The organism is Rodentibacter sp. JRC1, from assembly GCF_020521555.1.
Lineage (GTDB): Bacteria > Pseudomonadota > Gammaproteobacteria > Enterobacterales > Pasteurellaceae > Rodentibacter > Rodentibacter abscessus.
In genome coordinates, this window is sequence record NZ_BPWA01000001.1 from 2188495 (window position 1) to 2210821 (window position 22327).

Here is a 22327-nt window from a genome sequence, read left to right on the forward strand (position 1 = left end):
AAGCTCAAGTTATTGAAATTTATCCTGTTTTTTCTTTAATGTGAAATTTCTTGAAGTTTGGTAATTAATACAAATAACAAGAGAATAAGCATTGTATTAAGAAATAAAACTGAGGTTTATTTATTAAAGTTAAATAAGGATAGATAGTAAAACAAAGGATTGTTATTACTTATTTTAAATAACTTATTAAATTTAGGAGTAATTCATATTATGAATAATATTTATAAAGTAGTTTGGAGTGCGGTGACGAATTCTCTCGTTGTCGTGTCTGAGCTTGCTCGCAGTAAAGGTAAGTCGGCCTCTACGGTTTCGGATGTTAAAGACACTTCTAATAGAACAGTGGCAATCACTATTGCTGCAGTCACTGCCGCCCTTCAAATTGCTGCTGTTGGTACGGTTACTGTCGGTTTGTTTGCTCCGATGGAAGCAAAAGCCGTTATTTCAATTGGTAAAATTAATAATAATGGAACTGTTAGTAACCAAACTGTCGCTTCTTCAACTAAAGATGGGGAAACTTACCCATATAATTATTATAATCCGGGTAGTAAATCTTATGAAAATGCATCTACGAATACCCCTAAAGGAACAGGAGATAATTATACTACTTTATCCTCTACAGGTATTGCCATCGGTTTAAATACTAGTGCAACGTCATTATGGAATAATTATTCAAACGGTATTGCTATCGGTGCTTATTCAAAAGCAACCGGAGGTTTAGCAATTGCGATCGGTGCATATTCTCGAGCTGAGAATATAGGATCTGTTGCTTTAGGTACTGCTTCAAGATCAGCAGGTTTTAACTCTTTTGCGGTAATGCGTCAATCTGCTGCAATTGGTGACTATTCAACAGCAATAGGTTCAACGGCATGGTCTGATGGTCGTTCAAGTGTGGCAATAGGTTCTTCTGCAACGGCAAAAGGTAAACAATCGTTTGCGATTGGTGCGGCGGATCATGTGACATTAGATACAAATGATAAGAATAGTGAAGTAAAACGAACTAAATATGACGGGATGAATAATACTCAATCAAATGGAGATCGTTCATTTGCTATTGGTACTTCAGCGAAAACCAATGGTAATGATTCATTTGCATTAGGTTCAAATTCAACTACCGGTGTTTACGATACTACTTATGATAGTTATTTAAGCGCTAATGTGCTTTCTGCGAATAAGAGTAAAAGTGCGGACAGAGCATTTTCTTTTGGTACTAATAGCCGTGCATTAGGTAAAGATTCTTTTGTATTAGGGACAAGTGCGGCAGCAAAGGAAGATAACGCTTTTGCATTAGGTACAAATGCGACGGCAAACTCAAATTCATCTGTAGCATTTGGTTTTAACGCTGCTTCTACAGGTAATAGTTCAATTGCCTTTGGTGTAACGGCGAAAACTAACGGTGAAAAATCAATTGCATTAGGTACATCAGCAAATACTACTGGGGAAAAAGCAGTAGCGATTGGTAGTGATTCAAAAGCCCTCTCAGCTAGTACGGTTGCAATAGGTACTAATAGTAAGGCGGATAAATTCGGTAGTATGTCAATCGGTGAAAACGCCAATTCTACAGCTAAGAATGCTGTTACCATAGGTATGAATTCAAGTGTGATAGGTGAAAATGCTACGGCTATAGGTACGGAAGCTAATGTTACCATGGCTAATGGTACCGCAATTGGTCGTTCAGCACTATCCAGTCAGAAAAATGCGCTTGCGGTGGGCTATAAGGCGATAGCAAAAGGTGAAGATTCTAGTGCCATAGGTACAGAAGCGCTTGCTTCAGCAACAAATTCAACGGCTATAGGCTCCAGTTCTAATGCAAATGAAAGTTATTCAGCTGCACTTGGTGCTAATGCTAATGCGACTAAACAATATTCGGTTGCTCTTGGTGCAAATTCGGCAACGAATTCTAACGCTACGTCTGAAAACTCGGCTACGGTTAACAATATTACGTATTCAGGCTTTGAAGGTCAGGTAAATGATGATGGTTATCAGGTATCGGTCGGTTCAAGCACGATTAAAAGACAGATAAAAAATGTTGCCGCAGGTAATATTTCTGCAAAATCAACGGATGCTATTAATGGTTCTCAATTATATGTGACGAATCAGGTTATTGGTAATTTGGCTCATTCGATTAAAGATAACTTTGGTGGTAATGCAAAAGTTAATACCAACGGTACGATTACTTATACTAATGTAGGTGGAACGGGAAAGGATACGATTAATGATGCAATTGCAGCAGTAAAAGAAATCGTCATCGCAGGTACAAATACCAATGTAACTTCATCAACAGATGCAAACGGTTCAACGACTTATACGGTAAATGCTTGGAATACAACATTAACAGCCGGCTCTAAAGAGGTAAATGTTACTTCACAAGAAAATGCTACGAGTAGAGTTTTATCCTATACGGTAGATCTTTCTGACTCTGCAAAAAATAATATAACAACGGCAAATAACACAGCGAATACAGCAATTACAGAAGTGAAAAAAGGTTGGAATCTTACCACGAAAGCAAATGGCGGCAGTGTAACTAATAGTTCCATAAAGAAAGTAAATATGGGCGAATTAGTTACATTTAACGCAGGTAAGAATATTAACCTAACGCAAGATGGTGCGAATATTACGATTGCAACCAGCGACAAGCCGACATTTGAAACCGTAACCACGCAGAATTTTACTGTAAAAAGTGGTGGTAAAATTGATATGGGGAACAATATTGTCTCTAATGTTGCTACACCGAAATCAGACAATGATGCGACAAATAAGAAATATGTTGATGACGGACGAACTCAAGTTAAATCATCAGACGGTTCTGTAACTATTACCAATTCAACTGATAATGGCGCTAAAGTTTATGACTTAAAAGTGGCGAAAGTAAACGCAAATATTAGCTATACAGGTGATACCGGAAACGGCACGAGTGAATTAGGTAAGCCAATTAAATTTGCAGGTACACAAGATGAAATTGTTACCGAGGCAAAAGATGGTGAAGTGACGTTTAAGTTAGCTGATAAAGTTAAAGATAATATTAGCAACAATACAAATAATATCACTAACAATACCAATAACATTACTAACATTACAAATACCATTGCCAAAGGTTTCGGATTACAAGCCCAAGATAATAATGTGGTTAATAAGAAGTTAGGTGAAAATGCTTCTTTAGTCGGAGGTAATAGCAATATTAATACAACCGTTAAAGACGGCAAGATCGCAATTAACTTAAACAATACGTTAAATTTAACTAACGATGGATCCGTAAAAATAGATAATACGACCGTTAATAAAGATGGTTTAACTATTACTGGTGGTCCGTCAGTAACTAAAAACGGTATTGATGCAGGCGGTAAGAAAATCACTAATGTTTCAAATGGTACGAATTCAAGTGATGCGGTGAATTTCTCACAATTAAATGCTACCAACAATAATATTACCAACTTAAATAACTCGGTAAATAATATTAATGCCACCGTAAATAAAGGTTGGAATATCAACACCACAGCAAGCACAGGTGGTAATGTTTCCGGCAGTACAGACCATAAAATCAAAATGGGCGATACGGTCACTATTGATGCTGGTAATAATATTAATATTACCCAAAGCAATGGCAATATCAGTATTGCGACTTCAGATACTCCGACCTTTAGCAACGTTACCGTAGGTAAAAATGGTAAAGACGGCAATATCGCCATAAATGGAAAAGGTGGAAAATCAGCGAATATCACTGTTTCAGATGGTAAAACGACGGTAAACTCATCTGATAAAGGTCAAAATATTACACGTATTGTTTACAATACAACCAATACAGATGGTACTGTAACAACCCGTGAAGTTGCGACACTGGATGATGGCCTTAAATTCAAAGGCGACGCAGGCGGAGAGATTACGAAAAAACTTGGCGAAACCTTAAATATTTTTGGGGGAATAACAACGGAAAATAAGCTAACGGACAACAACATCGGTGTAATTGGTAATGCGAATGGCACAATGACCATCAAGTTAAACAAAGACTTGAACCTCACTGAAAATGGCAGTGTGAATCTTGGTGATACCGTGTTGAACAGCACAGGCTTAACGATTACCAACGGTCCAAAAGTGACGAAAGATGGTATCGATGCCGGTGATAAGAAAATCACCAATGTAACTAACGGTACGGTCGATGCGAATAGTAAAGATGCGGTGAATGGTAGCCAGCTTTACGCTACTAACCAAAACGTCACCAATATCACTAACGAAGTAGGTAAAGGCTGGAATCTCACCACGAGCAAATCAGGTTCGGGTAATGCAGTAAACAGCACGCTTCACAACGTAAAAATGGGTGAAACGGTAACCCTTGATGCGGGTAACAATATCAATATCACGCAAACCAACGGCACGATCAGTATCTCAACCTCTGACACCCCGACTTTTGCCAATATCACAGTGAAAGATGGCAAAGACGGTAAAGACGGCGCGTCAGTCGTCATCAACGGTAAAGACGGCTCCATCGGCTTAACCGGACCTAAAGGTGCGGATGGCTCAAATGGTACATCAGCGACAATCCAAGTTGTGAACGGTACGAAAGGGTTAGATGGCAATGACGGTGTAAATGGCGAAAGCAAAACACGTATTGAATACGTTAAACCGGACGGCAATAAAGAGGAAATTGCAACCTTAAAAGACGGTTTAGTGTTCAAAGGTGATAATGACACGAAAATTAACCGCACTTTAAACAGCCGATTAGATATTGTTGGTGGTGCGAAGGAAGCAAATCTAACCGCGAATAATATCGGGGTGATAGGCCATGCTAACGGCACAATGGAAGTGAAGTTAAACAAAGACTTGAACTTAACCGACAAAGGTAGCATTAGCATTGGCAACACAACCTTAAATAATGAGGGTTTAACCATTAACGGTGGACCGAATATTACACAAGGTGGTATTGATGCGGGTAATAAGAAAATTACCAATGTTGCCGACGGCAATGTTAGCAAAGATAGTAAAGATGCCATCAACGGCGGACAGTTATATTCTGTGATTGCCAACACCGGCTTTAATCTTGCGAGCAAAGCGGTAGAAAATACTACCGGCACGGTGAGTGAAACTACTGGGTTAGATGAAGCGGGTAAACGTATTCTGACTAATGAAACCTTTAATTTAGACGCAGGCAATAATATCGTCATCAAACAAATCAAAGACGGTTATGAAGTTGCTACTGCAGAAAACGTGACCTTCACCAACATTACGGTAGGAAAAGATGGTAAAGACGGCACGATCGGCGTGAATGGTAAAGATGGCACAGGTGTCGTGTTAAACGGTAAAGACGGTGTAATCGGTATCAACGGTAAAGACGGCGTGTCAGCGAATATTACTGTAGCTAACGGTTCTGGTACGCTAGATGCGGATGACAAAGGTGGCAAAGGTATTACCCGTATTGTTTACAACACCACTAATGAAGACGGTTCGGTAACAACACGCGAAGTCGCAACCAAAGATGACGGCTTGGTATTCCAAGGTGATAACGGCGACGTGATTAAGAAAAAATTAGGTCAAACCTTAAATATCACCGGTGGCGTAACGGAAGAAAACAAATTAACGGATAATAATATTGGTGTTGTTAGCAAAGATGGCAATTTAACCGTTAAATTGAATAAAGATCTGAACTTAACCAAAGACGGCAGCGTTACGATTGGCGATGTCAACTTAAGCAATGGCGGTTTAAGCATTAACGGTGGGCCGAGCATTAATAAAGACGGTATCGATGCAGGTGATAAGAAAATCACCAATGTAACTAACGGTACGGTCGATGCGAATAGTAAAGATGCGGTGAATGGTAGCCAGCTTTACGCTACTAACCAAAACGTCACCAATATCACTAACGAAGTGGGTAAAGGCTGGAATCTCACCACGAGCAAATCAGGTTCGGGTAATGCAGTAAACAGCACGCTTCACAACGTAAAAATGGGTGAAACGGTAACCCTTGATGCGGGTAACAATATCAATATCACGCAAACCAACGGCACGATCAGTATTTCAACATCAGATACGCCGACCTTCTCCAATATTACGGTGAAAGACGGTAAAGACGGTACATCGGTTGTTATCAATGGTAAAGACGGCACTATCGGTGCAAATGGCAAAGATGGTACGGGTGTCGTGTTAAACGGTAAAGACGGAACAATTGGCATCAACGGTAAAAACGGCGTTAACGCCACTTTAACGGTAGCGGAAGGTCAAACCACGGTTAATCCGAAAGACAAAGGTCAAAACATTACCCGTATTGTGTACAACACCACAGATAAAGATGGTAATACAGTAACCCGTGAAGTAGCAACCCTAGATGACGGCTTGAAGTTTAAAGGCGATAACGACACCGTTATCAACCGCACTTTAGGTAGCCAGTTAAACATCACGGGTGGAGCAGATACGGCTAATTTAACGGATAACAACATCGGCGTAGTGGGTAATGCTAACGGTGATTTAGTCTTGAAGTTAAATAAAAACCTCAATCTCACCAAAGACGGTAGCGTTGTGATTGGTAACAGCACCTTAAATGACGGTGGTTTAACTATCAACGGTGGACCAAGCATTAAGATCGATGGTATTAATGCCGGTGATAAGAAAATCACCAACGTAGCTGCAGGTGATATCAGTAAAGATAGCAAAGATGCGGTAAACGGCGGACAGTTATATTCTGTGATAGCAGATACCGGATTTAATCTTGCGAGCAAACAAGTTACCGGCACAAATGGTGTAAGCAGTGTAGATGCGAATCTTGCGGATGCAGATAAACGTGTTGTCACCAACGAAACCTTTAACTTAGACGCAGGCAATAATATCGTCATCAAACAAATCAAAGACGGTTATGAAGTTGCTACTGCAGAAAACGTGACCTTCACCAACATTACGGTAGGAAAAGATGGTAAAGACGGCACAATCGGTGTGAACGGTAAAGATGGTGCATCAGTAGTACTTAACGGTAAAGACGGTTCAATCGGTTTAACCGGACCGAAAGGTCAAGATGGTAAAGACGGTGCATCAGCTAATATCACGGTGGCTAACGGTACCGGTACTCTTGATGAAAACGGTAAAGGTGGCGACGGCATTACCCGTATCGTTTACAACACTACCAATGCAGACGGTTCAGTAACAACACGCGAAGTCGCAACCAAAGATGACGGCTTGGTATTCCAAGGTGATAACGGCGACGTGATTAAGAAAAAATTAGGTCAAACCTTAAATATCACCGGTGGTGTAACGGAAGAAAACAAATTAACGGATAATAATATTGGTGTTGTTAGCAAAGACGGCAATTTAACCGTTAAATTAAGCAAAGATCTGAACTTAACCGATAAAGGCACCATTACGATTGGTGATGTTAACTTAAGCAATGGCGGTTTAACCATCAACGGCGGACCGAGCATTAATAAAGACGGCATCAATGCGGGTGATAAGAAAATCACGAATGTTGCGGATGGTAATGTTTCTAATGGCAGCAAAGAGGCGATTAACGGCGGACAGCTTTACACAGCGATCACAAATAGCGGCTTTAACTTAACCACGAAAGCGGTAGCGGGTAGCAACGGGGAGGAGAGTGAAGATGCTAACTTGAGCGATGACGACAAACGTATTGCGAACAACGAAACCTTTACGTTAGATGCGGGTAACAACCTCGTTATCAAACAAATTGCCAACGGTTATGAAATTGCGACTTCAAATAACGTTACAATCGGTAAAAACGGTAAAGACGGTGTTGACGGCACAATCGGGGTGAACGGTAAAGACGGGGCATCAGTAGTACTTAACGGTAAAGACGGTTCAATCGGATTAACCGGACCGAAAGGCGCAGACGGTAAAGACGGTGCATCAGCTAATATCACGGTGGCTAACGGTACCGGTACTCTTGATGAAAACAGTAAGGGCGGCGACGGCATTGAACGTATTGTTTACAATACAACCAATAAAGACGGTTCAGTGACAACCCGTGAAATCGCAACCAAAGATGACGGCTTGGTATTCCAAGGTGATAACGGTAAAGCCATTAAGAAAAAACTCGGTGAAACCTTAAATATCACCGGCGGTGTAACGGAAGAAAGCAAATTAACGGATAACAATATTGGCATCATTAATAAAGATGGCAACTTAACCGTTAAATTAAGCAAAGATCTGAACTTAACCGATAAAGGCACCATTACGATTGGTGATGTTAACTTAAGCAATGGCGGTTTAACCATCAACGGCGGACCGAGCATTAATAAAGACGGCATCAATGCGGGTGATAAGAAAATCACGAATGTTGCGGATGGTAATGTTTCTAATGGCAGCAAAGAGGCGATTAACGGCGGGCAGCTTTACACAGCGATCACAAATAGCGGCTTTAACTTAACCACGAAAGCGGTAGCGGATAGCAACGGTCAAGTGAGTGCAGATGGCTTAAGTGATGATGACAAACGCATTGCCACGAATGAAACCTTTACGTTAGATGCGGGTAACAACCTCGTTATCAAACAAATCGCCAACGGTTATGAGATTGCAACCGGCAACAACATTACCGTAGGTGCGGCAGGTAAAGACGGTAAACCGGGTGTTGATGGTACAATCGGCGTGAACGGTAAAGACGGCGCATCAGTTGTTATCAACGGTAAAGACGGTTCAATCGGCTTAACCGGACCGAAAGGTCAAGATGGTAAAGACGGTGCTTCTGCAACGTTACAGGTTGTCAACGGCACGAAAGGTTTAGACGGCAATGACGGTAAAGATGGCGAAAGCAAAACCCGTATTGAGTATGTGAAACCGGATGGCACCAAAGAAGAAGTCGCAACGTTAAAAGACGGTTTAGTGTTCAAAGGTGATAATGACACGAAAATCAACCGCACTTTAAACAGCCAATTAGAGATTGTTGGCGGTGCGAAGGAAGCGGATTTAACGGACAACAACATTGGTGTGATTGGTGATGCGAATGGCACGATGACTATCAAGTTAAACAAAGACTTGAATCTCACTGATAAAGGCAGTGTAAATCTTGGTGGCACTGTATTAAACAGCACAGGCCTAACTATCACGAATGGACCATCAATCACCAAAGACGGCATTAACGCAGGTGATAAGAAAGTTACCAACGTGACAGAAGGTACTTTAGCTGAGGATAGTAAAGATGCGGTGAATGGAAGCCAGTTATATGCGACTAATCAGAACATCACCAACGTAACCAATGATGTCGCGAAAGGTTGGAACATTACCACCAGCGGTAATGCAAACGGCACAAGCTTACACAACGTGAGAATGGGCGATACGGTAACCCTTGATGCGGGTAATAATATCAATATCACCCAAACCAACGGCACAATCAGTATCTCTACTTCCGATACGCCGAACTTTGCTAATGTAACCGTTGGTAAAGACGGACAAAACGGTATTGACGGCACGATTGGGGTGAACGGTAAAGACGGGGCATCAGTAGTACTTAACGGTAAAGACGGTTCAATCGGTTTAACCGGACCGAAAGGTGCAGATGGTAAATCAGCCTCGGCGAATATCACGGTGGCTAACGGTACCGGTACTCTTGATGAAAACGGTAAAGGCGGTGATGGCATTGAACGTATTGTTTACAATACAACTAATAAAGACGGTTCAGTGACAACCCGTGAAATCGCAACCAAAGATGACGGCTTGGTATTCAAAGGTGATAACGGTAAAGCCATTAAGAAAAAACTCGGTGAAACCTTAAATATCACCGGTGGCGTAACTGAAGCCGATAAGTTAACGGATAACAATATCGGCGTGGTTAACAAAGACGGCAATTTAACCGTTAAATTAAGCAAAGATCTGAACTTAACCGATAAAGGTAGCGTGACGATTGGCAACGTGAGCATCAGTAGCGGCGGTATCGATTTAGGTAATACCACCATTACGAATTTGAACGGTAACTTAGATAAAGTGGATAACACCACAACCTCTAACCCTGATCAAACAGGTAATAAATATGAAAATATTACCAATAATGCTGCAACCGTTGGTGATGTGTTAAATGCGGGTTGGAACTTGCAAGCAAATGGTAATGCCGTTGATTTTGTGACTCACGGTAATACGGTGAACTTTAACAATGGCACGGGTGTCGCGGTGAATGCGGTTTATAACGCAACAACCGGTGCGACAAATATTACCTTTAACACAACCAACAGTTACATTGATGAAAACGGTGCGTTAACCAATACACCAAGCAACAAAGTGAAATTCATCGGTGCGAATAACTCAGCCCCGGTGTTAATTACCAATGTTGATAGCGGTGTGTTACCACAAGGTACATCATTGCCGACGAATGTTACCTTCAACGAATACTTGAATAACTTGACAGGTGATGCTTTAAATAATGTGGTGAATGCAGGCGATTTGAAAAATGCAACCCAAAACATCACGAAAGATACGCTAAGTGCGGTCGGATTTAACCTTAAATCTGCGATCGTTGCCGGTTCTAATGGTGCGGTTTCCGAACAAGACGGCTTAACCGAAGCGGATAAACGGCTAACCAACAATGAAACCTTCAATTTGAATGCGGGTAATAACATCGTGATCAAACAGATTGCGAACGGTTATGAAGTTGCGACAAGTAATAACATTACAGTTGGTGCGGCAGGTAAAGATGGCAAAGATGGAGTTGACGGTACTATCGGCGTAAACGGCAAAGACGGTTCGGCTGTCGTGATCAACGGCAAGGACGGCTCCATCGGCTTAACCGGAGCGAAAGGTGCAGACGGAAAAGATGGCGCGTCAGCAACTATTAAAGTCGTGAACGGCACGAAAGGTTTAGACGGCAATGACGGTAAAGATGGCGAAAGCAAAACCCGTATTGAATACGTCAAACCAAATGGTGATAAAGAAGAAATCGCAACTTTAAAAGATGGCTTGCAGTTCAAAGGTGATAACGATCAAGTTATTAACCGCACTTTAAACAGCCAATTAAATATTGTCGGCGGAGCGCAAGAAGCGAACTTAACGGCGAACAATATCGGCGTTATCGGACATGCTAACGGCACAATGGAAGTGAAGTTAAATAAAGACTTGAACTTGACCAAAGACGGTAGCATTACCCTAGGTAATACAACGTTGAAAGACGGCAACTTCACAATGGGTAACGTGACGATTAACAACGACGGCTTAACCATTAAAGACGGCCCGTCAATTACCAATAAAGGCATTGATGCGGGCAATAAAGCGATCACCAATGTTGCTAACGGTACGAATGCAACGGATGCGGTTAATTTATCTCAATTAAATGCATCAACCGCTGCGGCTAAGACTGAAGTTCAACAAGGTAAAAACGTTGTTGTAACAAATACAACTGCAGCAGATGGCCATACCATTTATACCGTGAACGCAGAGAAATCCGTTGTTACCGGCTCTAATGCAGTCAATGTAACCACAACCGTTGATAAAGCAAACTTTACAACTTCTTACAATATCGATCTTTCTGACGAAATGAAAAAACAAATCGCGAAAGAAGAATCGGTTACGGCAGGAGATAGCAACATTAAAGTGGTGGCTAACGGAACGAATAGATCCGGCGGTAAAAACTTTGATGTAAGTTTGAACAAAGACTTGAACTTAACCAAAGACGGTAGCGTAACCATTGGCGGCACAAGCTTGACGGACGGCAATGTAACTGTTGGTAATACCACATTGAATAATGACGGATTAGCGATTAAAAACGGCCCGTCTATTACAAATGAAGGTATTAATGCCGGTAATAAGAAAGTCACCAATGTCGCTGACGGTGATATTAGTCCGAATAGCAAAGACGCAATCAACGGTAGTCAGCTCTATACCTCGATCGCCAATAGCGGCTTTAACCTTGCGACCAACGGCGAAGTTATCGGCACGAATAAACGTATCAATAACAATGAAACCTTTACCTTAAATCAAGGCAAAAATATCGTTGTGAAACAAATTGATAACGGTTATGAAGTGTCAACCGCCAACAACTTTATTATCGGCGAAAAAGGCGAGCCGGGCAAAGACGGTGTTGACGGTACGATTGGAGTCAACGGTAAAGACGGCTCCTCTGTCGTGATTAACGGTAAAGACGGTTCAATCGGCTTAACCGGACCGAAAGGCGCAGATGGTAAGAACGCCACAGCCACAATTCGCGTTATTGACGGCCAAAAAGGCTTAGACGGTAATGATGGAAAAGACGGTGAAAGCAAAACCCGAATTGAGTACACGAAACAAGATGGCAGTAAGGAACAGGTTGCAACCTTAAATGACGGTTTAGAGTTTATGGGCGATTCCGGTACGGTCTCTAAACAGAAACTCAATTCACGAGTCAATGTTGTCGGTGGACAGGCTGATGAATCTAAACTCTCTTCGGCGGCGAATATCGGTGTCGTTTCTGATGGTAAAGGTAAATTAACCGTGAAATTGGCGAAAGATATTGATCTTGGAAAAGAGGGTAGCGTAGCTATCGGCAATACCACCGTCAATAATAACGGGTTAGTGATTAAAGGTAGCGATCCGAAAGGCACGGATACCGTAAGCGTTACCGATAAAGGCATCAGTGCGGGCAATAAAGTGATTAGCAATGTTGCACCGGGTGTGAAACCGACCGATGCGGTTAACAAAGGGCAGCTCGACCAAGTACGAGGAGATATCTATAATGTCAATAATCGCGTTGATAACTTAGATAAACGTGTACGCGGTATCGGTGCGAACGCTGCAGCAGCCTCTTCCTTACCTCAGGTTTATATGCCGGGTAAATCGATGGTTGCGGCGGCAGCCGGCGGATATAGCGGTGCATCTGCTATTGCGGTGGGTTACTCAAGAGCCAGCGATAACGGTAAGGTTATTCTGAAATTAACCGGTACGGCTAACTCCGCAGGACATTACTCCGGTGGTGTAGGTGTAGGTTATCAGTGGTAATCTTTAAGTAAATGAAAAATGCAACCCTCAGCGGTTGCATTTTTTTTCGGTATTATGTAGCAGTTGCACAAATCACCGTAATGAAATTTATTGATAAAAAGGTGCGTTACGCCTACGGCTAACGCCCCCTACGTTCCAAAATAAATTCCGGATAGAAATTCTTTTTATGCAACTGCTGCATAATACCGTAAACGAAATTGTTTTATGTTGTGGTAAATATCGTTGATTTATCTCCATTGTCGGTAATAACCTCGGGCAGGCATAGAGCCTGCCCCTTTGATTGTCATCCGTAGTCAGCCCGATTGTCTGTTTAAAATCATGTTATTGTGCTATCTCTTCGGCATAAAAAGCGAGCATCAATTGGAAAGAAATCGAGGTGAATGTGGCTTACCGCCGGTTTTTGGGATGTCGTTAACCGAAAAAGTGATTGATGCCAGCACCTTAAATCAAAACTGCCTTCGCCGTTTTAACGGGACGGACGTATTTGAACACATTTTCACGAAGATTGTTTGGCAGGCGACAGAGAAAGGTTTAGTAGGAGGAAAACACCTTTTCACCGAGTACTCACTTGAAAGCGAACTCCAATAAAAAAATACAATGAGAAGCAAGAAGTGCGTATCAGCCAATATTTTAAATAGGCTGAATGAAGATGTGGCAAAAGTGCGGTCGTTTTTTCTGATGTTTTTTTATACAAAAAGAAAAATGACCGCACTTTTTATTGCTAACTAAAAACCACCTTCAATGAAGGTTGTTATCGGTTTAAAAGGCTTTACCTGAATAAAGAGACTCATAGAAAATCCTTGTGGAAGTTATCCCCATAACGAACATAAGGAAAAATCACTATGAGTCGATTTAAGAAATCATCGCACGTTATTTGGCATTGTCAATATCATTTAATCTGGACACCGAAATGTCGATTTAGGATTTTAAAAGGCAATGTAGGAAAAGAAGTCTATGTTCAGCTAAGAATTTTATGCGAACAGCTGGAAATAGAAATCGTAGAATTGAACGTCCAAGTAGATCACGTACATTTACTTTAGTGCAAAAAATAGGCATAGTAGACAAAATGGTTGATAAAAACACCATTATGTAGTTTTTTCCAACATTGAAACTCTTTTTTGAATCGGTGGGCAAAAATTTGCCCCTATGAAATCGTTATTTAACAATATTTGTGTAACTGCTACATAATAATGTAGAAATCTATATTTGAATTTCGGCATTTAAAATACAGACCATTTTTACTTTGTTTCTATTTCGTCCAGAACCGTTCCTTTTGCTGCATTTAGATATTGTATCATTGACCAAACCGTTAAAATGACGGCGATATAAAGTAAGACAATGGCGAGAATTTCCATATAAATATTATACCGCCATAATAACCCGCCAAGTGCGAGCATTTGTGAGGTCGTTTTTACTTTACCTAACCAAGAAACTGCCACTTTATTGCGTTCGCCTAATTCGGCCATCCATTCGCGTAACGCCGAAATAATAATTTCACGAGAGATCATAATTATTGCCGGAATAGTAACCCAAAAAGTATGTTGATATTCCACAATTAACACTAAAGCGGCAACAACCATTACTTTATCTGCAACAGGATCTAAAAATGCGCCAAAACGTGTGGTTTGTTTCCATTTTCTTGCAAGATAGCCATCAAGCCAATCTGTTACTCCGGCAATAAAGAAAATAAGCGTTGCAATAAAGGGGGCGGATTCGATTGGTAAGTAAAATGCGATGACAAAAAAAGGAATCAAAATTACTCGGAAAATAGTAAGAAAAGTAGGGACATTAAATCTCATAGAAAATTAACCGCACTTTGGCTAAACGTGCGTTTATTCTAAAGGATCTTGATTTATAAAAAAAGCCACATAGTGTGGCTTCTTGTAAAGATTTTTAAAGATTAAAGTTTATCTGCATTTTGTTTTAGGTATTTTGCAACACCTTCAGGGTTATCTTTCATCCCTTCTTTACCTTTTTCCCATTGAGCAGGGCAAACATCGCCATGCTCTTCATGGAATTGTAATGCGTCAACCATACGTAGCATTTCGTCAATATTACGACCTAGCGGAAGATCGTTCACTACTTGATGACGTACAATCCCGTTTTTATCAATTAAGAACGATGCACGTAGTGCCACGCCTTCTTCAGGATGTTCGATACCATATGCTTGTGCGATTTCGTGTTTCACATCGGCAGCTAATGCGTATTTAACCTGACCGATACCGCCGTTTTCAATTGGGGTATTACGCCATGCGTTGTGAGTGAATTGAGAATCAATAGACACGCCGACGATTTCAACACCACGTTTTTTAAATTCTTCATAACGGTGATCAAAGGCGATTAATTCGGAAGGGCATACGAAAGTGAAGTCTAACGGATAGAAGAAAATTACAGCTGCTTTACCTTCAATATGTTTTTTGAAGTTAAAATTATCAACGATTTCACCATTGCCTAAAACGGCAGATGAAGTAAAATCCGGAGCTTGACGAGTTACTAATACCATAGTCATAATCCTCTATAAGGTTAATAAAATTTTGATAATATGAAATGCCGGAATATTTTAAAATATTTGACCGCACTTTTACAGCTGTTTTTCTCTGTTCCATTGATCCACATTTTTCAGTAATAGGTGAAATATATGTTAAGAAATCACACATTATCTACCACACTTGTTCATTCCGGACGCAATAAGCGCTTTTCTCAAGGCTCGGTGAATCCGGTGATTCAACGCGCTTCATCGCTTGTGTTTGATACGATAGAAGATAAAAAATTTTGCACAAAAAATCGTTATAAGGGCGAGTTATTTTATGGCCGTCGTGGTACTTTGACGCATTTTGCTCTGCAAGAGCTTATGTGTGAGGTGGAAGGGGGAGCAGGTTGTTATCTTTACCCTTGCGGTGCTGCTGCAGTAACAAATACGATTTTATCTTTCGTCAAAACAGGGGATCATATTTTGATGAGCGGTGCTGCATATGAACCGACACAAGATTTCTGCAACATTATTTTGAAAAAAATGCAGATTGAGACGACTTATTATGATCCTCTCGATGGAGCAAATATTGCTAATCTGATGCAACCAAATACGAAAGTGTTGTTTTTAGAATCACCGAGTTCCATCACAATGGAAGTGCCCGATATTCCTGCCATAGTAAAGGCGGTTCGCGCAGTAAATCCTGAAATTGTTATTATGATCGATAATACTTGGGGAGCAGGCGTATTGTTCAAAGCATTAGAACAGGGGATTGATATTTCCATTCAAGCGGGAACAAAATATTTAGTGGGACATTCAGATGTAATGATCGGAACTGCCGTCGCAAACGACCGCACTTGGGCTCAATTACGTGAACATTCCTATCTAATGGGACAAATGGTGGATGCTGATTCGGCATATACTACGGCTCGTGGGATTCGTACCTTAGCGGTTCGCTTAAAACAGCACCATGAAAATGCGTTGAAAGTGGCTAACTGGTTGAAAAATCACCCCCGAGTGAAAGCCGTTTATCATCCGGCGTTACCAAGCTGTCCTGGGCATGAATTTTTTCAACGTGATTTTAGCGGTGCAAGCGGATTATTTTCCTTTGAATTGACTTGCCGTTTAACGGACGAACAAGTCGCACAATTTATGGATCATTTTAAGCTATTTACGATGGCATATTCATGGGGTGGTTTTGAATCTTTAATTTTGTGTAATCAACCGGAAGAAATTGCAAAAATCCGACCGAATATTAAACGCAAAATAACCGGCTCACTGATTCGCGTCCACATTGGTTTTGAAGATCCGGAAGAATTAATCGCCGATCTGAAAAGCGGTTTTGAACGAATTATCTAACTGATTTTCTATTTGTTTAAAGAGCTGTCGGACTGCGCTTATTTACTCATTCTTTGAGTTGATTTATCATAACTTACATTTTTTAGACAAAGAGATAACAATGAAACATATTCATATTTTAGGCATTTGCGGCACATTTATGGGTGGTGTGGCAATGATTGCCAAACAAATGGGTTATAAGGTGACAGGTTCGGATACAAACATTTATCCGCCGATGAGTACATTTTTACAAGAGCAGGGGATTGAGATTATTCCCGATTATGATGTTGAACAACTCCGGCCCGCACCGGATACGGTGATCATCGGCAATGCGATGAAACGTGGTAATCCTTGCGTGGAATATGTTTTAGAAAATCAATTGCCTTATACCTCCGGTCCGCAATGGTTACATGATCATTTATTGAGAAATCGTTGGGTACTCGCAGTTTCCGGCACTCATGGTAAAACCACTACAACCGGTATGCTTACTTGGATTTTGGAGCAAAACGGTTTAAAACCCGGTTTTTTAATTGGTGGTATTGCCGGAAATTTCGGTACTTCCGCCCGTTTAGGTGAGAGTGATTTTTTTGTTATTGAGGCGGATGAATACGATACCGCATTTTTTGATAAGCGTTCTAAATTTGTGCATTACAACCCTAAAACGTTGATTATCAATAATATTAGTTTTGATCACGCAGATATTTTTGATGATTTGAAAGCGATTCAACGCCAATTCCATCATATGATCCGGACGATTCCTGCAAGCGGGCGCATTCTTTCTTTTGCCGATGAACAAAGTGCGAAAGAAACGTTAAAAATGGGTTGTTGGTCTGAGCAACAATTTATCGGAAAAGATAAAGAATGGTTTGCAGAGAGAATGACAACCGATGCTTCCCATTTTTCGGTATTTCATTTAGGAAAAAAAGTGGCGGAAGTGAAATGGGAGCTTGTGGGAGAGCATAATATGCACAATGCCCTTATGGCAATTGCGGCGGCTTATCATATCGGCATATCTGTTGAAGATGCTTGCAAGGCACTCGGCTCTTTTATTAATGCCAAACGCCGTTTAGAAGTGAGAGGCGAAGTAAATGGCGTAACGGTGTATGATGACTTCGCCCATCATCCGGAGGCGATTTTAGCGACTTTAACAGCATTAAGAGATAAAGTCGGTGGTGGTGTTCGTATTCTTGCTGTCCTTGAACCCCGTTCAAATACTATGAAAATGGGTGTGCATAAAGATGAAATTGCACCGGCGTTAGGCAGAGCTGATATCGTATTTATGCTTCAGCCTGATAATATCCCTTGGGAGGTGGCTGAAATTGCCGCACAATGTGTACAACCGGCTCACTGGAGTTCGAATATTGATAAGCTGGCGGATATGGTTGTTGCCGAAGCCCATCCGACGGATCATATTCTCGTCATGTCAAACGGTAGCTTTGGTGGCATTCATCAAAAGATTTTAGACAAACTGAAATAATTCCATTTTGAAGTGCGGTTAGAAAATAGATTTTTCTGACCGCACTTTTTTACTAAACGAAATATAAGGAGAAAAAATGGCGGATCCACATATTCAATCACCTATGGACATTTGGGATAACATCACTGTTGCTATTTATCGAACGGGCTTTTTAATTGCAGGTTTCAGTATTTTATTGCTTACTTGGTTTCCTAAACAGGCTGAAATTGCAACTTTAATCGCAGCGACTTGTTGCGCCTCTTCTTTACATATTTACCTGAAACGTTTTCGCTTAACCTTTCAATTTGCCACTTGGATCGGTTTACTTTGTTATATTTTAGGTTGGTATGAATTGGCACTCGGAGGGGCATTCGTTACATTGGGTGGGCTTTGTTTTAAAGAATATTTTTGTTTTCGTGTTCCGTTATTAAATTTGCAACCTATTTTTATCGCCCTGTTATGGTTTCTTTGGGTGTTTGAAGGGGGAACGTTAACACGTATTTTATCAATTGTGGTGGGGATATTGTTATTGGTTCTTGCCGTACAAAAATGGCGAATGCCATTGCATTTTGATATTGGAGATAAAACGAAATACCAAGTTTAATTTTACGGGTATAAAAAAGAGCGGTTAAATTTGATCTGACCGCTCCTTTTTGATTTACGCAATTAGTGTAGATAAGTAACAATTGCTGAGAATACTTTCAGCAGTGAGGCGTTAATTAAATCAATAAAGAATGCCCCTACCATTGGGACGATTAAGAATGCTTTATGAGAAGCTCCAAAACGACTTGTAACGGCTTGCATATTTGCAACCGCCGTGGGGGTTGCGCCTAAACCGAAACCACAATGTCCCGCACTTAACACAATCGCATCGTAGTCTTTCCCCATCACACGATAAGTGACAGAAACCGCAAAGAATGCCATAAAGGTAACTTGAATTGCCAAGATAACAAGTACATCAGCGGCAAGACCGGCTAACTCCCAAAGTTTCAATGACATTAAAGCAATCGCTAAGAAGATAGATAACCCTACGCTACCGAGTACATCAATGGCAGAATCCGCTACACGGAATTTAAAAAGGTGGGTTAATGTGTTGCGAATAATAACACCGGTGAACAAACACCAAACAAAGGTTGGTAGTTGTAATGCTGTCGCTTTTGTGATGCTATCCAAATATTGGCCGATCAATAAACAGAAAGACATCATTGCAATAGTTTCAATAATAGAACGGGCATTGACTTTGCGCTGATAGGTCGGATGTTCAAATGCTTCTTGTACATCATCCACCTCATCATTTTCAGGATTTTCTCCTTGTTTTTGGCGATTCAGTAGGAAACGTGCGACCGGGCCACCAATAATGCCACCAAATACTAAACCAAAGGTTGCACAAGCCATGGCGATTTCCGTAGCCGCCGGCAAGTTAAATTCCTTGATAAAGGTTTCCGCCCACGCAGCACCGGTGCCATGTCCACCGGTTAGTGTTACCGAACCTGCTAATAAGCCGTACGCCGGGTCAATGCCTAGAATTTGCGTGCCTGCAATGCCGATAACGTTCTGGCAGAAAATTAAGGCGGCGGCAACAAAAAGGAAAATAATTAATGGCTTACCGCCTTTAATTAAACGTGCGAAGTTTGCACTTAAACCGATTGATGAGAAAAAAACCAACATCATCGTTGTTTGTAAACTTTTCTCAAATGTGAATGACGTGCCATCTACCTGATGCCAAATGAAAAGGGCAATAGCGACAATAAAGCCGCCGACAACCGGTTCCGGAATATTAAAACTTTTGAGCACGCTGATACGTTTCACCAAAAAATAGCCTAATAATAAAACAAGGCTTGCAAGAGTCAGTGTTTGATAGGTATCAAAAACAATATTCACTAAATATTCTCCTATAGGTTGGTTTAGTTTAAGATTGGTTTAAGTTCTGTTCCGCGTCAATCACGACAATATCTACATTGCTGTGTAGACCACGAGGGAGCTGTGAACCTTTTCTCCCCCGTTCTGCGCGGAATCTTTGTAGATCCTCCGGTTTTAATGTGACTTTTCGTTTACCGGAATGAAATTCAAGACCGGCTTGATTTGAAATCAGCAATAATTTCACGAGCAACTCGCTGCGATCTTTTGCATTAGCAGCAGAAATACTCACGATCTTATTGCCTTTACCTTTTGATAATACCGGTAAATCTTGTACCGGGAAGATCAGCATTCTGCCGCTTGAAGTTAAGGCAACCAAAAGTGCGGTTGAATTTGACAGAATTTTAGGTTGCAGTACTTTAGCGTTCTCCGGTAATGAAATCAATGCTTTTCCCGTTTTATTACGAGCAATTAAATCCTCAAATTTGCAAATAAAGCCATAACCGGCATCCGATGACATCAATAGTGCTTGCTGTTCTCCTTCCATTATCACGTGTTCAATCGTTGCTCCCGCAGGTAGGGTTAGTTTACCGGTAAGCGGTTCGCCTTGGGAACGTGCAGAAGGCAAACTGAGCGGATCAACGGCATAACTGCGCCCCGTGCTATCAATAAAGACGACAGCTTGGTTGCTTTTACCGCAAGCGTGCGCACGGTAGCCATCACCGGCTTTATAGCTTAATGCTTTAGGATCAATATCATGCCCTTTAGCACAACGCACCCAACCCATTTCCGATAAAATCACGGTAACGGGTTCAGCCGGTGTCATTTCACTTTCAGAAATCGCTTTCGCTTCTTCACGCTCAATCAATTGAGACATCCGCGGACTGGCATATTTTTTAGCATCTTCTTGGATTTCTTTTTTGATGAGCGTATTTAAACGGCGTTCGGATCCTAAAATCGCTTCTAAATTTGACCGCTCTTTTTCCAGTTCCTCTTGCTCTGCACGAAGTTGATGTTCTTCTAATTTAGCTAAATGACGTAGGCGTAAATTTAAAATCGCATCGGCTTGTTCATCGCTTAAATTGAAGCGTGCCATTAATTCGCTTTTCGGCTCATCTTCATAGCGAATAATCTCAATCACTTCATCAATATTTAGAAAGGCTATCATTAAGCCTGCTAGAATATGCAATCGGGAAAGTACTTTATCCAAGCGATATTGCAAACGGCGGGTTACCGTGGTACGGCGGAAAATGAGCCATTCATTGAGAATTTGTAGCAAGCCTTTCACAGCAGGTTTGTGATCAAGCCCGATCATATTCATATTGACACGATAGCTTTTTTCTAAATCCGTTGTGGCGAATAAATGTGCCATTAAAGCATCGGTATCCACACGGTTAGAACGCGGTACAAGTACGATACGAATCGGATTTTCGTGATCCGCTTCATCACGAATATCTTCCACCATCGGAAGTTTTTTCGCCGTCATTTGATCGGCGATTTGTGCAATGATTTTTGATGGTGAAGATTGATGAGGCAAGGCTGAAATGACAATTTCACCGTCTTCTTTTTTCCAAGTGGCGCGCATTTTTATTGAACCGCGACCTTGTTCGTAAATTTTACGAATTTCGGCTTTCGGGGAAATAATCTCCGCTTCTGTAGGAAAATCAGGGCCTTGAACGACATTAAGCACATCATCAAGACTTGCTTTCGGATTATCCAATAACATTATAGCGGCATCGGCAATTTCATTAATATTGTGCGGCGGAATATCGGTTGCCATCCCTACCGCAATGCCTGTTGTTCCGTTCAGCAAAATATGGGGTAAACGGGCCGGCAAATATTGCGGTTCTTCTAATGTACCGTCAAAGTTAGGTTGATAATCTACCGTGCCTTGTCCAAGTTCACTTAGTAGAATTTCTGAGATCTTAGACAGGCGTGATTCCGTATAACGCATTGCGGCAAAGGATTTCGGATCATCCGGCGCGCCCCAGTTTCCTTGCCCGTCAACAAGCGGATAGCGATAGGAAAAGGGCTGGGCCATCAATACCATCGCTTCATAACAAGCCGAATCACCGTGCGGGTGAAATTTACCCAATACATCACCAACGGTGCGGGCGGATTTTTTATATTTCGCCGTCGCATTCAAGCCCAGTTCTGACATTGCGTAAACGATACGTCGTTGTACCGGCTTTAAACCATCGCCGATAAAGGGGAGGGCGCGATCCATAATGACGTACATAGAATAGTTGAGATAAGCACTTTCCGTGAAAGTGCGTAACGGCATTTGTTCAATGCCTTCATAGTTGATATTGGCTGCCATACTA

The 22327-nt window shown here is 41.3% G+C and carries 9 protein-coding genes and 1 pseudogene; 6 read left to right on the forward strand and 4 right to left on the reverse strand.

Features of this window, described 5'->3' with window-relative positions; genetic code table 11:
• Nucleotides 1-210: 210 nt before the first annotated feature.
• The 3 genes and pseudogenes from HEMROJRC1_RS10010 to tnpA all read left to right on the forward strand — a co-directional run.
• Complete coding sequence (locus HEMROJRC1_RS10010; protein WP_226692773.1) at nt 211-12882, forward strand: YadA-like family protein; 12672 nt, start codon at nt 211-213, stop codon at nt 12880-12882.
• A 318-nt stretch (nt 12883-13200) separates the two neighbouring features.
• A complete protein-coding gene (locus HEMROJRC1_RS10015; protein WP_255618278.1) occupies nt 13201-13470 on the forward strand; it encodes a hypothetical protein in 270 nt (89 codons plus the stop codon).
• Nucleotides 13471-13724: 254 nt separating this feature from the next.
• A pseudogene (gene tnpA / locus HEMROJRC1_RS10020) lies at nt 13725-13919 on the forward strand (IS200/IS605 family transposase); the annotation flags it as partial.
• A gap of 201 nt (nt 13920-14120) precedes the next feature.
• Here the strand turns inward: tnpA and pgsA are convergent.
• Entirely contained in the window at nt 14121-14681 is a 561-nt protein-coding gene (gene pgsA, locus HEMROJRC1_RS10025; protein WP_226692775.1) for a CDP-diacylglycerol--glycerol-3-phosphate 3-phosphatidyltransferase, read from the reverse strand.
• A 101-nt stretch (nt 14682-14782) separates the two neighbouring features.
• Nucleotides 14783-15385, reverse strand: coding sequence for a peroxiredoxin C (locus HEMROJRC1_RS10030; protein ID WP_226692776.1), 603 nt, complete (start codon nt 15383-15385; stop codon nt 14783-14785).
• A gap of 135 nt (nt 15386-15520) precedes the next feature.
• On the opposite strand from HEMROJRC1_RS10030, the gene metC reads away from it, so the two are divergent.
• The 3 genes from metC (at nt 15521) to HEMROJRC1_RS10045 (ending at nt 18750) form a co-directional block, all read left to right on the forward strand.
• The gene (metC, locus tag HEMROJRC1_RS10035) at nt 15521-16711 is read left to right on the forward strand and encodes a cystathionine beta-lyase (protein WP_226692777.1); all 1191 of its coding nucleotides are present in this window, start codon (nt 15521-15523) and stop codon (nt 16709-16711) included.
• A 100-nt stretch (nt 16712-16811) separates the two neighbouring features.
• Nucleotides 16812-18167 carry a UDP-N-acetylmuramate:L-alanyl-gamma-D-glutamyl-meso-diaminopimelate ligase gene (mpl, locus tag HEMROJRC1_RS10040; protein ID WP_226692778.1) on the forward strand — a complete coding sequence of 452 codons (1356 nt, stop codon included), beginning with the start codon at nt 16812-16814 and terminating at the stop codon, nt 18165-18167.
• A 76-nt stretch (nt 18168-18243) separates the two neighbouring features.
• Entirely contained in the window at nt 18244-18750 is a 507-nt protein-coding gene (locus HEMROJRC1_RS10045) for a DUF2301 domain-containing membrane protein (protein ID WP_226692779.1), read from the forward strand.
• A gap of 62 nt (nt 18751-18812) precedes the next feature.
• Here the strand turns inward: HEMROJRC1_RS10045 and gltS are convergent, their stop codons facing one another.
• Nucleotides 18813-20021 (reverse strand): sodium/glutamate symporter, encoded by a 1209-nt coding sequence (gltS, locus tag HEMROJRC1_RS10050; RefSeq protein WP_374707307.1) that lies wholly within the window; start codon nt 20019-20021, stop codon nt 18813-18815.
• A 34-nt stretch (nt 20022-20055) separates the two neighbouring features.
• The gene (gene parC, locus HEMROJRC1_RS10055; RefSeq protein WP_226692781.1) at nt 20056-22323 is read right to left on the reverse strand and encodes a DNA topoisomerase IV subunit A; all 2268 of its coding nucleotides are present in this window, start codon (nt 22321-22323) and stop codon (nt 20056-20058) included.
• Nucleotides 22324-22327: the final 4 nt, after the last annotated feature.